At 71.3% G+C, this 12384-nt stretch carries 10 protein-coding genes and 1 pseudogene; 6 read left to right on the forward strand and 5 right to left on the reverse strand.

What is annotated here, in order from left to right; all coding sequences use genetic code 11:
* The first annotated feature begins 72 nt into the window (after positions 1-72).
* Entirely contained in the window at positions 73-699 is a 627-nt protein-coding gene (locus tag G6048_RS16030; protein ID WP_165340206.1) for a LysM peptidoglycan-binding domain-containing protein, read from the forward strand.
* On the opposite strand, the gene G6048_RS16035 is transcribed toward G6048_RS16030, so the two are convergent.
* Genes G6048_RS16035 through G6048_RS16050 form a run of 3 tightly spaced genes read right to left on the reverse strand, consistent with a single transcriptional unit; the run spans position 641 to position 5294 of the window.
* Positions 641-1318 carry an ATP-binding cassette domain-containing protein gene (locus G6048_RS16035; RefSeq protein ID WP_165340207.1) on the reverse strand — a complete coding sequence of 226 codons (678 nt, stop codon included), beginning with the start codon at positions 1316-1318 and terminating at the stop codon, positions 641-643. The two genes, G6048_RS16030 and G6048_RS16035, sit on opposite strands and share 59 nt — an antisense overlap.
* Entirely contained in the window at positions 1315-4797 is a 3483-nt protein-coding gene (locus G6048_RS49575; protein ID WP_235989929.1) for an ABC transporter permease subunit, read from the reverse strand. Before G6048_RS49575 ends, G6048_RS16035 begins: the two co-directional genes overlap by 4 nt.
* The gene (locus G6048_RS16050) at positions 4797-5294 is read right to left on the reverse strand and encodes a hypothetical protein (protein WP_165340208.1); all 498 of its coding nucleotides are present in this window, start codon (positions 5292-5294) and stop codon (positions 4797-4799) included. Before G6048_RS16050 ends, G6048_RS49575 begins: the two co-directional genes overlap by 1 nt.
* A 374-nt stretch (positions 5295-5668) precedes the next feature.
* Here G6048_RS16050 and G6048_RS16055 point away from each other — a divergent pair, with 374 nt between their 5' ends.
* From G6048_RS16055 to G6048_RS16070, 4 genes are all read left to right on the forward strand, one after another.
* Positions 5669-6196, forward strand: a complete 528-nt coding sequence (locus G6048_RS16055) for a hypothetical protein (protein WP_165340209.1) — start codon at positions 5669-5671, stop codon at positions 6194-6196.
* Positions 6171-7463 (forward strand): ABC transporter substrate-binding protein, encoded by a 1293-nt coding sequence (locus G6048_RS16060; protein WP_165340210.1) that lies wholly within the window; start codon positions 6171-6173, stop codon positions 7461-7463. The genes G6048_RS16055 and G6048_RS16060 overlap by 26 nt, the downstream gene beginning before the upstream one ends.
* Positions 7464-7643: 180 nt before the next feature.
* Positions 7644-8912 carry a glycosyltransferase family 4 protein gene (locus G6048_RS16065; RefSeq protein ID WP_165340211.1) on the forward strand — a complete coding sequence of 423 codons (1269 nt, stop codon included), beginning with the start codon at positions 7644-7646 and terminating at the stop codon, positions 8910-8912.
* A complete protein-coding gene (locus G6048_RS16070) occupies positions 8909-9739 on the forward strand; it encodes a hypothetical protein (RefSeq protein ID WP_165340212.1) in 831 nt (276 codons plus the stop codon). Before G6048_RS16065 ends, G6048_RS16070 begins: the two co-directional genes overlap by 4 nt.
* On the opposite strand, the gene ctaD is transcribed toward G6048_RS16070, so the two are convergent.
* The gene (gene ctaD, locus G6048_RS16075; protein WP_165340213.1) at positions 9723-11414 is read right to left on the reverse strand and encodes an aa3-type cytochrome oxidase subunit I; all 1692 of its coding nucleotides are present in this window, start codon (positions 11412-11414) and stop codon (positions 9723-9725) included. The two genes, G6048_RS16070 and ctaD, sit on opposite strands and share 17 nt — an antisense overlap.
* A 435-nt stretch (positions 11415-11849) precedes the next feature.
* On the opposite strand from ctaD, the gene G6048_RS16080 reads away from it, so the two are divergent.
* Positions 11850-12065, forward strand: coding sequence for an I78 family peptidase inhibitor (locus tag G6048_RS16080; protein ID WP_165340214.1), 216 nt, complete (start codon positions 11850-11852; stop codon positions 12063-12065).
* A 119-nt stretch (positions 12066-12184) separates the two neighbouring features.
* On the opposite strand, the pseudogene G6048_RS16085 reads toward G6048_RS16080, so the two are convergent.
* Positions 12185-12384: pseudogene (locus G6048_RS16085) on the reverse strand (phosphatase PAP2 family protein); the annotation flags it as partial.

Below are 12384 nucleotides of genomic sequence, written 5' to 3' on the forward strand. Positions count from 1 at the left end.
GACCGGGTGGGGCCCCACCCGCCTCAGGCGCGGCTCAACGGACCACCTTTGCCGCCTGCTTAGCGTGGCCGAATGCTGATCAAGCGCATGTGGTACGCGGCTGTCGTCGCCGTAGCCCTGACCCTGCTCGCCCCCGCCGAGGCGGCCCCCGCGCCACCGCTTCCGGCGTCCGGTCCTCCGGGCGGGGCCCGGACGGCGTCCGACTGCACGAAAGACCAGTGGCCGTGGGGCTGTGTCGCCCATTGCGAGAGCAGTGGCCGCTGGGATGTGAACACCGGAAACGGCTTCTACGGAGGGCTGCAGTTCCGGCAGTCCACCTGGGAGCAGTTCGGCGGCCTGAAGTATGCGAGGCGCGCGGATCTGGCCACCCGTCAGGAGCAGATCACCGTCGCCCAGGAAGTGCTGAGCGTCCAGGGATGGGAGGCGTGGCCCGTCTGCTCCAAGAGGTACGGACTCACGGGCCGGGCGCATGTGGTGAAGCCCGGCGACACGCTCTCGTCACTTGCCCACCGCTACAAGATCAAGGGTGGCTGGCAGGCGCTCTACCAGCTCAACAAGCAGACCGTCGGGAAGGATCCGAACCGGCTGACTCCCGGCATGATGCTGAGCCTCCCCAAGGGGGCCGCCTCCGGCCGGGCGGTCACTCCCGGTCCGGTGCTGATGGGTCCGCCGCTGCCCACTCCGCCGCCTCGCCGCTGAACACGACCTCGCCACGCCGGAGTTCGTACACGACTGCCGCCCTGCCGACCAGGCCGGGCGGCAGTCGCTGTTCGGCCACGATCACACAGGCGTCGAGGCCGCCGAGCAGTTCGTACGTGCGAGCCGCGACTGGCGGTGACATGCCCTGCGCGGGTTCGTCGACGAGCACCACGCGCGCGCGTGCCAGGAGGGCGCGGGAGAGGGCGAGCATGCGTTGCTCTCCGCCGGAGAGGGTGCCGGCCTTCCTGTCGAGCAGGGGGTGCAGTGCGGGGTAGGCGTCGAGGGCGGGTGCGAAGCGGCCGCCGGTCGCCGCGAGTTCGAGGTTCTCGCGGACGGTGAGCGAGCCGAAGACGGCCTGCCGCTCCGGCACCAGGCACAGTCCGCGGCGGGCCCGTTCGTATGCGGGCATCCGCGTCACGTCGGTGCCGTCCCACACCACGGCGCCGCGGGACAGGGGGACGGTGCCGGCGAGGGCGCGCAGCGCGGTCGTACGGCCCGAGCCGTTGCGGCCGAGCAGGACGGTGAGGCCGGGGGCGGGCGCCAGGAGGGTCACGCCGTGCAGGGCCTCCAGCGGGCCGTACCGCACGCGCGCGTGGCGCAGCGAAATACCGGTGTTCATCGTTCAACCGCCGCGTCGAGGCCTTCGAGGTGGTCGAGTACGTGGCCGGCGGGGCCGGAGGCCACGATGCGGCCCGCCGTCATGACGTGCACGGTGTGGGCCAAATCGGCCACCAGGTCGAGGTCGTGCTCGACGACGAGCAGGGCCATGCCGTCGGCGGCGAGGGCCCGCAACACGCGGGCCAGCGCGGCCACTTCGCCCGTGTCGAGCCCGGCAGCGGGCTCGTCGAGGAGCAGGACACGCGGGCTGCCCGCCAGTGCCCGGGCGAGTTCCACACGCCGCAGGGTGCCGGTCGGCAGCCCCGCCGCGGGCAAGGCCCGTACCGCCCCGTCGAGCCCGAGCAGCCGCGACACGCGCTCCACGGCGCCCGGATCCACGACGCGCCCCTGCTCGGCCCCGACCCGCACGTTCTCGGCCACCGTCAACGTAGGGAAAACGGCAAGCTGCTGAAACGTCCGCGCCACACCGAGCCGCGTACGGGCGTGCGCCGGCAGCCGGGTCACATCCCGCTCCCCCAACATGACCCGCCCCGCGTCCGGCCGCACGGTCCCGGCGAGACAGTGAAACAGGGTGCTCTTCCCGGCCCCGTTAGGACCGACGACGGCGGTGACCGTGCCCGGGCGGAGCTCGAGATCGACCCCGTCGAGGGCGGTGAAGCCGCCGTAGGTGACGCGCAGGCCGCGGGCGCGGAGCAGACGGCCGACCGGCTCGCCCCGCGGTTTGGGGGGCGACGCGGGGCCGTGGGCGGTTGGGGCGCCTGGACCGCTTGGCCGGCCAGGCCCGCCTGCCTCCGCCGGGCCTGGCGGCCCAGGCTCTCCGGTTCGACCAGGCGCCGTGCGGCCACGACCGGTGGCCTTCCCGCCCGGTTCGGGTGTTTCGCTCGGGCCGTGGGTTGTGCCTGGGCGGGGTGAGCCTTCAGTGCCGTCGGCTCCAGTGGGGCTGATCGCCCCAGCGGCGGGGCCGGGTGCCGCTGGCGTCCCCGGCCGCCCGGTTCGGTCAGGTGCCGTGCGGCCGGGGCCGATTGGCGTGCTGCCCGGTTCAGGCGTCCCGTTCGGGCCGTGGGTTGTGCCTGGTCGGGCTGAGTCCTCTGGGCCACGGGCTTCGGCGGGGCTGATCGCGTCGGCGGGACCGCCTGCCTCGGCCGGTCCTGGCGCTCCAGGTTCCCCGGTTCGGCCAGGCGCCGTGCGGTCTGGGCCGATTGGCGTGCTGCCCGGTTCAGGTGTCCCGTTCGGGCCGTGGGTTGCGCCGGGGCGGGCTGAGTTTTCTGGGCCGTGGGTCTCGGCGGGGCCGGGTGCCTCGGTCGGGCCTGGCGCTCCAGGTTCCCCGGTTCGGCCAGGCGCCGTGCGGTCTGGGCCGATTGGCGTGCTGCCCGGTTCAGGTGTCCCGCTGGGGCCGTGGGTTGTGCCCGGGCGGGTTGAGTCTTCTGGGCCGCTGGCTTCGGCGGGGCCGGTGGCTTTTCCGCCCGGTTCAGGTGTCGCGCTCGGGCCGTAGGCCGTGCCCCGTCGGGCCGTACCGCCCAGGGCGCCCGACTCCGTGGCACCGCCTGCCCCAGCGGGCCCGGATGCCCCCGCCGAAACCCCCGTAGCCCGCGCCGCGACCCGCGACGACCGGCGTGGCGCGGGCGGCGTCGGCCGGAGCCGTCTCCGTACCCTCGCCCCCAGCGGTGTGAGCGTCGCCTCTCGGCGTAGCCGGAGGCGTTCTGCGGCCAGGCGCAGTGCCTCGTAGGGGCCGCCCGGGAAGCGGCCCACCAGTACCGCCAGGAGACCGATCAGGGCGGCGGCCACGCCGCCGCGGGTGCCTGCGTCCAGGCCTACCAGGAGGGCCGCCGCGGCCAGCGCGCCGAGGACGCTGTCGGCGCCCAGGACGACGATCGCGGCGAACCAGAGGAGGCCGCGTACGGGGTCGTACGCGGTGGGGTCGAAAGCGCGCAGGCCCATGCCGAGCATGCCGCCGCCGAGGGCGGCCAGGGCCGCGCCCGCCACGAAGGCCGTCAGCTTCAGCGCGGGCACGCGGACGCCCGCCGCCGACGCGCCCGCCTCGTGGTCGCGCATTGCCGCCAGGGCGCGACCCGTGCGGCCCCGGCGCAGTGCGTGCGCGGCGAGCAACGCGCCTGCCAGGAGGCCGAGTTCGAGTACGTAGTACGTGCGGTCGTTCTCGAAGCCCGCCGGGCGGCCCAGCGTCAGGCCCGCCGTCGCGTACGGCTGGGCGAAGACGAAGCGGCTGACGCCGACGCCCACCGCGAAGGTCGCGAGGGCCAGGGCCAGACCGTGCCGGCTGATGGCGGGCCATCCGGTCAGCAGGCCCAGCGGAGCCACCAGCAGGACGGCGACCAGCAGCGCGGCCAGTTCGGGAAGTTCCGGCAGGCCGGGGAAGCGGCCCGCCGCGAGCAGGGCCGTGAAGAGGGCGCCGAGGCCCGCGTACGCCGCCTGACCGAGCGAGATCTGGCCGCCGCGGCCCGTCACCACCACCAGGGAGAGCAGCACTACGCCCAGTGCCGGGACCTGCACGGACGTATGCAGGTCCTGACCCGCGAAGCCCAGGGGGATCAGGAAGAGGACCACGGCCACTATCCACGCGCCCGGTGGCGTCGCCACCCGCGCCGTCGCCGTGCGCGGCAGTGCGTCCCGGGCGCCGATCCCCGGCAGCACCAGCGCCGTGACCAACAGCGCGACGACGAAGAGGTTCGCCCCCAGCGCCTGCACCAGCGGCTCGCGCCAGCCCGACGGGTGGAGTCGCGTCAGCTGGCTCTGCGCGACTCCGATGCCCAGCGCCACCACCACGGCCACCGGCAGGTTGCGCATCCGGGCGGCCACCGCGACCGCCACCACCTCCATGACCAGCAGCGGCAGACCGTACGGATCAAGGCGTACGTATGGCGCCAGGAGTACCCCCGTCAGTCCCGCCGTGAACGAGCCGAAGGCCCAGCCCGCCGCGGCCACCCGGTCCGCGTCGATGCCGCCGAGCACGGCGAGTGAGCGGTCGTCGACGACGGCCCGCAGCTCCCGGCCGAAGCGCGTCCAGCGGGTCAGTGCCCCCACACCCACGGCCAGGACCAGCGTCACCGTCAACTGCCCCCAGGGATCCGCCGCTACGAGCGTCGGCGCGTCCGAGTGGGCGCCAGGACCCCAGATCAGCGCCGCCCCGCCGACCAGCAGCACGAACACGCCGATCGAGGCGACCAGCGTCTGCGCCGGATCGCTGCCCAGGACGGACAGTGGACGGAAGACGAAGCGTTCCAGGACCAGGCCGATGCCCGGCGCCACCACGAGCAGGGTGAGGGCGGCGGCGAGCGGGAGCGGCCAGTCCCACTCGACCGTGAGCTGGCGCAGCAGATAGGCGCACACCATCGCGATCGCGCCGTGCGCGAAGTTGAGCACGCCGGTCGCCCGGTGGGTGACGATCAGTCCGATCCCGGTGAGCGCGGCGGCGGCGCCGACGGAGAGCCCGGCGAGCGTGAGGTCGTACGTCAGTGACGCCATCAGTCGCCCGCCTCGGACGACCGGTCGTCCGAGGCGGCGGGCTCGCAGATCGGGCAGGGATCCAGTTCCCCGCGCGCGAGGACCCGCGAGTCGACCGGCAGAGCGTCCGGCTTCCCGGCGACCAGGGGGCAGTCGTCCCGGTGCCACAGCGTGCCGCCCGGCACCATCAGCAGCTCACCGCTGACGGCGACGGGCGCCAGGGCAGCCTGCCCGGACTCGTCGGCGTCGGCGGGCTCGGCGGCCACCAGGAGCCCGTACAACTCCTCCACGCGCGCCGCCGCGAGGGCGTTCCTGCCGTGGGTGAGCAGCACGGAGCCCGCGATGATCAGCGCGGCGCCGGGCACCGTGCAGGACGCGAGATAGGGCAGCTGCCGCTCGGCGAACCGCTCGCCCGAGATCCCGTACCAGCCAATGACGCACAGCACCGCTCCGGCGGCGAGCGCCGCCCACCCGGCCCAGAGGACGGGGTGCACAGTCCGCAGTCGAGCAGTCCGCATCGGAGCTCCCACGTCATGTGTCTGTCACGTGTCTGTCCATGCCAGCCAATGGCTTGCACTATGCCCTGTGGAAGCTGACCCTGAAAGAACCGGGCGCTGATGGCCCGGACCGACACCCGGTGGTGAGCCAGATGGTTCTCGGCAGCGACCCTAGGGCACTCCTGATGGATCTCCGCGGCGTCACGACGCCCAGCACGCACTCCCCCACTCTCGGCTCCGCTCGAGCGGGGGGACCCCCATGCCGCACGGCGCAAAGGGACAGGTGGCTCCGCCACATGACCCTTCACACCGCACGCCGATCGCACGCACCGGACGCCGCTCCTTCCTCCACGGATATCCATCAGAAGCGCCCTAGGCGGGGAAGCGGCAAGCGGATGCATGGTCCCGGACGGCGTACGGCGGCGTGGCTGGCGGCCGCCGTCCTGGTGGCGGGCCCGGCCCTCACGGCCTGCGGGGACGACAGTGGCGGCGGCGACACGACGCCGGCGACGCCCACGGTGGAGCAGGAACCCACCCCCGCCGAAGAGAGCCCCACGGCGCCGGAGGACGCCGCGGCGGCGGAGCGGGAGATCAAGGAGAACTGGGTGAAGTTCTTCGACCCCGCCACCCCCCTCAAGGACAAGCAGGACTATCTGGAGAACGGCGACCAGATGGCCCCGGTCCTGCAAGCCTTCAGCGGAGACCAGCGCGGCGGGCAGGTGCAGGCGGAGGTCAACAAGGTCGAGTTCACCTCGGCGACCGAGGCGAACGTGACGTACACCCTCACCCTGAAGGGCGCCACCGTCATGCCCGACGCCACCGGTACGGCCGTCGAGCAGGACGACGTGTGGAAGGTCTCCGTCAAGACGCTGTGCGGCCTGGTCGGGCTGAGCGGTAATGCGTCGCCGCTTCCGGGCTGCTGAGTGCGCCGTCGCGGGCCTGCTGCTCCTGCTGGGCACGGCCTGCGGCAGCCGCCTCCCGGAGAGCGACTTCGAGAACCGGCCCGACGACAACGCCCCCACGCGGGCGGGCGGCGAGCCGGTCCGCGTCGGCATCATCACCAGCGCCACCAGCCCGGTCGGCGGCGACGCGTTCACCGGCCCCCGCGACGGCGCGAAGGCCTATTTCGAGCGGCTGAACGCGCGCGGCGGCATCGACGGCCGCCAGGTCGAGGTCCGTACGTGCGACGACGGCGGCAGCGGCGTCGGCAACAACGAGTGCGTGCACAAGCTCCTCGACGAGGAGAAGGTCGTCGCCCTGGTCGCGGGCTCGTCCCTCGACTACGCGGGCGCTTCCCGTGTCTCACGCGCGCGCGTGCCCGACATCGGCGGACAGCCCATCGGCCCGGCGTACGACACGTATCCGCACCTCTACAGCATCTACGGCAGCCTCGCGCCACGGGACGGAAAGCCCGGCTGGGACGGCAAGTTGTACGGCGGTACGGAGGTCTACCGCTACTTCAAGCGTGAGCAGGGCGCCCGTACGGCGGCGGTTGTCTCCTACAACCAGCCGGCCTCGGCCGCGTACGCGCGGCTCATCACCCGGGGCCTGAAGGCCGAGGGCTACAAGGTGGTCACCGAGCAGGTCGACTTCTCGCTGCCCAACTTCCGCGCCGTGGCGGCCGACCTGAAGGAGCAGGGCGCCGACCTGGTCTTCGACGCGATCGACTCGTACGGCAACGCCCAGCTGTGCAAGGCCATGGACGACGTCGGCGCCGAGGTCCTCGCCAAGGTCACCAATGTGCAGAACTGGTCGTCCAAGGTCCGCGAGGACTACAAGGACTCGCCGCGCTGCCGCAACGCCCTGTGGGCGACGGGCTCCAGCCGCAACTTCGAGGACACGGACCATGAGGCCGTACGGGAGTTCCGCGATGCCACGAAGGACCTCAAGACCCATTCCCAGTGGCAGCTGGAGGGCTGGGCGGCGGCGATGTGGTTCACGGACGCGGCCGACTCCTGCGCGGAAACGGGCATCACGCGCGCGTGTGTCGACCGCTTCGTGGCCGACGGGAAACCGTATACCGCCGACGGCCTGCTGCTGCCCGTCACTTACGAGCGCCTGCCCGAGCCCCCGGAGACCCGCAGGACCTGTGTGTCCGTGGCCCGTTGGGGGGACGCGGAGGGATGGGTGAGCCAGGACGACATGAACGGCAACTGTTTCGACGTACCGCAGCTGGCCTACGAGCCCTGAGGTTCACGATCCCTGCGATGTCCGTTACTAGCCCGGATGCGTGAAGTTGACGAAGGGTTCCGTACATCTGGACCCAAAAGCGAAACTCTTTGGGAACAAGGTGATAATAGAGGCCAACCATCTCCCGGTGGCCCAGGTCTAACCACGCGGTAGCGGACGAGACAGGGGATTCGGGGACGCATGCATATTTCTTTCCTCATACACAACGCGTACGGGATCGGGGGGACGATCCGGACGACGTACAACATCGCCGGCACTCTGGCCGAGCAGCATGACGTCGAGATCGTCTCGGTGTTCCGCCACCGCGACGAGCCGGTCTTCGCACCCGACCCCCGCGTCCGTCTGCGCCACCTCGTCGACCTCCGCAAGGAGAGCCCGGGTTACGAGGGCGAGGACCCCGACAACAAGCGTCCTGCCAGGGTCTTCCCGCGTGCGGAGGGCCGCTACGACCAGTACAGCGCCCTCACGGACCGCCGTATCGCCGAGCACCTCGCGCAGGTCGACGCCGATGTCGTGGTCGGCACCAGGCCCGGCCTGAACGTGCATCTGGCCAGGGAGACGCGGCGCGGCCCGATCCGGGTCGGCCAGGAGCACCTCACGCTCGACAGCCACTCGGCCGCCCTGCGCGAGGAGCTGCGCGGCGTCTATCCCCGGCTCGACGCGCTCACGACGACCACCGAGGCGGATGCCGGCGCGTACCGCAAGAAGATGCGGCTGCCCGGCGTACGCGTCGAGGCCGTGCCCAACTCCGTGCCCGCGCCCGGCGTCCAGCCCGCGGACGGCTCCGGCAAGTGGGTCGTGGCAGCCGGGCGGCTCGCCCCGGTCAAGCGGTACGACCTGCTGATCAAGGCCTTCGACCGGGTACGCGGAGAGCGGCCCGACTGGCGCCTGCGGATATACGGCGGCGGCAAGCAGAAGGACAAGCTGCGCGCCCTCATCGACGACCTCGGGCTCTACAACCACGTCTATCTGATGGGCCCCGCCCACCCCATCGAGCCCGAGTGGACCAAGGGCTCCGTAGCCGCCGTCACCTCCAGCCTGGAGAGCTTCGGCATGACGATCGTCGAGGCCATGCGCTGCGGTCTGCCCGTCGTCTCCACGGACTGTCCGCACGGCCCGGGGGAGATCATCGACAACGGTGTCGACGGACGCCTCGTCAAGGTCGGCAGCGTCAAGGCCATCGCCGACGGCCTCCTCGAGCTGATCAACGACGACGCACTCCGCCACCAGATGGCGAGCGCGGCCCTCAAGGACTCCGAGCGCTTCGACCCGAGCCGGATCGCCGAACGCTACGAGTCGCTGTTCTCCGGCCTGGCCGCCCGTGGCGGCGGCTCGACGGGTGGCCGGATGCGCGGCTCACTGCACCGCACCCGCGCAGCGCTGCTCGGTGGCGCGTATGCCGTTCGGGATGCCGGACGCACGGTACTCAAGAAGGGGCACACCGCATGACGCTGGCTCCGCAGCCCGCGCCCCAGCACACCGACGAGGGCGCCGCCATGCCCCCGCGCGCCGACTGCATCGCCGACTCCGCGGGCGGGCTCACCTTCGACCTCACCGGGTCCGCCCGGGCCGGCACCGCGCACCTGCTGCTGCGCCGCCGGGGCGGCGAGGGGGAGGTCAGCCTGCCGCTCACGCCGACCGCCGACGACCGGCTGCGCGCCGCGCTGCCCAGCAGCGTCGAACTGCCCGAAGGCCGCTGGGACGCCTACGCCCAACTGTCCGACGGCGAGCCGCAGCGCCTGGTGCCCGGCGTCAACGACCTGCGCTCGCTCGTCGACCGCGTCCCCGACGACGACACCGCCGGCCGCATCGCCGTCCGCATCCCGTACGCCACCAAGCACGGCAACCTCACCGTCCGCAGCTGGCTGCGCGCCCCGCACGCCGAGGCGGGCGAACTGTACGTCAAGGAGGGGGAGTTGAGCGTACGAGGCCGGCTGTACGGCGAGACGCTCACGCCGGACGCGTACGCCGAAGTACGCGCCCGTCACGCACCGGCGACCCCGCTGCGAGCCGACATCACGGCTGACCGGACCGAGTTCCGCTTCACGGTCGACTACGGCGCCCTGACGGAGGGCATCTGGGACCTGTGGCTGCGCCCGGCGGGGGAGAACGGGCCGCGGTTACGGATCGCCCGGCTGCTCGACGACGTCGCCGACAAGAAGCCGATCTTCACCTATCCGAAGGTCGCGCTGAAGACGGAGCAGGGCGACGCGATGGCGGGGCCGTACTACACGGCGGACAACGACCTGTCGGTGACGGTCACTGCGGAGGGTTGAAGCGCTCCTGACCTGACCGGGTCTGGGGCGGCGTGATCGCCGCGAACTGCGGGTGGTGGAGGTCGAAGGCCGGGGATTCGGAGCGGACCTTGGGCAGCGTGAGGAAGTTGTGCCGGGGCGGCGGGCAGGAGGTCGCCCACTCCATCGAGCGGCCGAAGCCCCAGGGGTCGTCGACCCCCACCTTCTCGCCGTACTTGGCCGTCTTCCAGACGTTGTAGAGGAACGGCAGCGTCGACAGGCCGAGCAGGAACGAGCCGATCGTCGAGACGGTGTTGAGCGCCGTAAAGCCGTCGGCGGCCAGATAGTCCGCGTACCGGCGCGGCATGCCCTCCGCGCCCAGCCAGTGCTGCACCAGGAACGTGACGTGGAAGCCGACGAAGAGCGTCCAGAAGTGGATCTTGCCGAGCCGCTCGTCGAGCAGTTTCCCGGTGAACTTCGGCCACCAGAAGTAGAAGCCGGCGAAGGTCGCGAAGACGACGGTGCCGAACACCACGTAGTGGAAGTGCGCCACCACGAAGTAGGTGTCCGTGACATGGAAGTCCAGCGGCGGTGACGCCAGGATCACCCCGCTCAGCCCGCCGAACAGGAAGGTCACCAGGAAGCCCGTGGACCACAGCATGGGCGTCTCGAAGGACAGGGACCCCTTGAGCATGGTGCCGGTCCAGTTGAAGAACTTCACCCCCGTCGGCACCGCGATCAGGAACGACATGAAGGAGAAGAACGGCAGCAGCACCGCTCCCGTCGCGAACATGTGGTGCGCCCACACGACCACCGACAGACCCGTGATCGCCATCGTCGCGCCGACCAGCGTCAGATAACCGAAGATCGGCTTCCGGCTGAACACCGGCAGGATCTCCGTGACGATGCCGAAGAACGGCAGCGCGATGATGTAGACCTCCGGATGCCCGAAGAACCAGAAGAGGTGCTGCCACAGCAGCGCCCCGCCGTTGGCCGAGGCGAAGACCTGCGAGCCGAACCGCCGGTCCGCCTCCAGGACCAGCAGCGCCGCGGCGAGCACCGGGAACGCCATCAGGATGAGGATCGACGTGAACAGCGTGTTCCAGACGAAGATCGGCATCCGGAACATCGTCATGCCGGGGGCGCGCATCCCGACGATGGTCGTCAGGAAGTTCACCGCGCCGAGGATCGTGCCGAAACCGGCCAGCGCCAGCCCCATGATCCACATGTCGGCACCGATGCCGGGCGACCGTTCCAGGCTGTTGAGCGGGGCATAGGCGAACCAGCCGAAGTTTGCGGGACCCTCCGGCACCAGCAGCGAGCCCAGCACGATCAGACCGCCGAAGAGGAACAGCCAGTACGACAGCATGTTCAGGCGCGGGAAGGCCACGTCGGGGGCGCCGATCTGCAGCGGCATGATCTCGTTGGCGAAACCGGCGAAGGTGGGCGTCGCGAAGAGCAGCAGCATGATCGTGCCGTGCATGGTGAACATCTGGTTGAACTGGTTGTTGTCGATCAGCTGCGTGCCCGGACGGGCGAGCTCGGCCCGCATCAGCAGCGCCATCAGACCGCCGGCCAGGAAGAACGCGAACGACGTGATCAGGTAGAGATGGCCGATCTTCTTGTGATCGGTGGTGGTGAGCCAGTCGACGATCAACCGCCCGGGCTGCCTCACCGGTACGGCCCGGACCGGTGCCTGCGCGGTATCCGTGCCCATCGCTGCCCCCTCGCTCATCGCGCCCTGGGCTTCCCGAAGCTCACGCCATGATGCTCGTGTCGCGCGGCGCTCCGACAGGGGGCGTACGTCGGATCTGTGCTTGAACTATGTATTTCCTGTGGTGCGTCCCCATTCGGGACGCACCACGGATTCGGAACGGAAAGGCGTACGCACCGAGTGGGCCCCGCATTCCGCCGGGTTCCCTCGGGCCTATTCGGATCGCCGTCAAGCTAGTCAGGAATTACGTTCGGCAGTGCGCGAAACGCTTCGGGAACCGCCCGTTCGTGTGACTCCCCGCTGCCATGCGGCAGATGTCACGGCGGTCGAATCGAGTGTCGTGATCCTGTGACAGAAGCGTGACCGGAGAGGTACCGGTGACGGATCGTGGCGGCTAGCGGGCTTCCCCGTCCGCATTCCGGCGCCTAACGTGGCGGCATGGCACCGATTCCCACTCCATCCGCAGAGCCCCAGGACAATCCGGACACGTACGTCGGTCTGGAGGCGAGTGGCGCGGAGCAGCGCGCGCGTGAGCGCGGCTGGTCCACCGTGAGGTCGCTGCCGCCGGGCGCGATGATCACCATGGAATACCTGAGCGGTCGCTTGAACTTCGAGGTCAGCGATGGCGTCGTGAAGCGCTGCTGGAAGGGCTGAAGGCCCCTACTGTCCGCATGGCGAAGGCCCTCGGCTCCCGGAGCCGAGGGCCTTCGCCATGCGGGGAGTGGCGTGTGCGTACCGTCCCCGCTGTTCGCTCTGTCTTCTGTGCCTGCTGCTCAGCCGCCCGTCACGGGGCGCGGCTGGCTGCTGTGCTGGGTGCCACGTGTCACTCGCTCCGAGTGCGGGGGCCTGCGGCTGCCGGCGGGCGTCACCGGCGTGCGCTCCGCGCGGCTCGTGTGCGGGCCGGGCGCCAGGTAGACGGGCGCCGCGGGGGGCGTCCGTGACGTGCGCGGCACGCTGACCGGCTCGCGGGGGC

The sequence above is a fragment of the Streptomyces ureilyticus genome (genome assembly GCF_011045025.1).
In the GTDB taxonomy this organism is placed as follows: domain Bacteria; phylum Actinomycetota; class Actinomycetes; order Streptomycetales; family Streptomycetaceae; genus Streptomyces; species Streptomyces ureilyticus.

What these genes read in the sequence shown, in the direction of transcription:
- G6048_RS16050 (WP_165340208.1), bottom strand. Translation starts at nt 5,294, where the DNA reads ATGCGGACTGCTCGACTGCGGACTGTGCACCCCGTCCTCTGGGCCGGG.
- G6048_RS16060 (WP_165340210.1), top strand. Translation starts at nt 6,171, where the DNA reads ATGCGTCGCCGCTTCCGGGCTGCTGAGTGCGCCGTCGCGGGCCTGCTG.
- G6048_RS49575 (WP_235989929.1), bottom strand. Translation starts at nt 4,797, where the DNA reads ATGGCGTCACTGACGTACGACCTCACGCTCGCCGGGCTCTCCGTCGGC.
- G6048_RS16030 (WP_165340206.1), top strand. Translation starts at nt 73, where the DNA reads ATGCTGATCAAGCGCATGTGGTACGCGGCTGTCGTCGCCGTAGCCCTG.
- G6048_RS16065 (WP_165340211.1), top strand. Translation starts at nt 7,644, where the DNA reads ATGCATATTTCTTTCCTCATACACAACGCGTACGGGATCGGGGGGACG.
- G6048_RS16080 (WP_165340214.1), top strand. Translation starts at nt 11,850, where the DNA reads ATGGCACCGATTCCCACTCCATCCGCAGAGCCCCAGGACAATCCGGAC.
- ctaD (WP_165340213.1), bottom strand. Translation starts at nt 11,414, where the DNA reads ATGGGCACGGATACCGCGCAGGCACCGGTCCGGGCCGTACCGGTGAGG.
- G6048_RS16070 (WP_165340212.1), top strand. Translation starts at nt 8,909, where the DNA reads ATGACGCTGGCTCCGCAGCCCGCGCCCCAGCACACCGACGAGGGCGCC.
- G6048_RS16055 (WP_165340209.1), top strand. Translation starts at nt 5,669, where the DNA reads ATGCATGGTCCCGGACGGCGTACGGCGGCGTGGCTGGCGGCCGCCGTC.
- G6048_RS16035 (WP_165340207.1), bottom strand. Translation starts at nt 1,318, where the DNA reads ATGAACACCGGTATTTCGCTGCGCCACGCGCGCGTGCGGTACGGCCCG.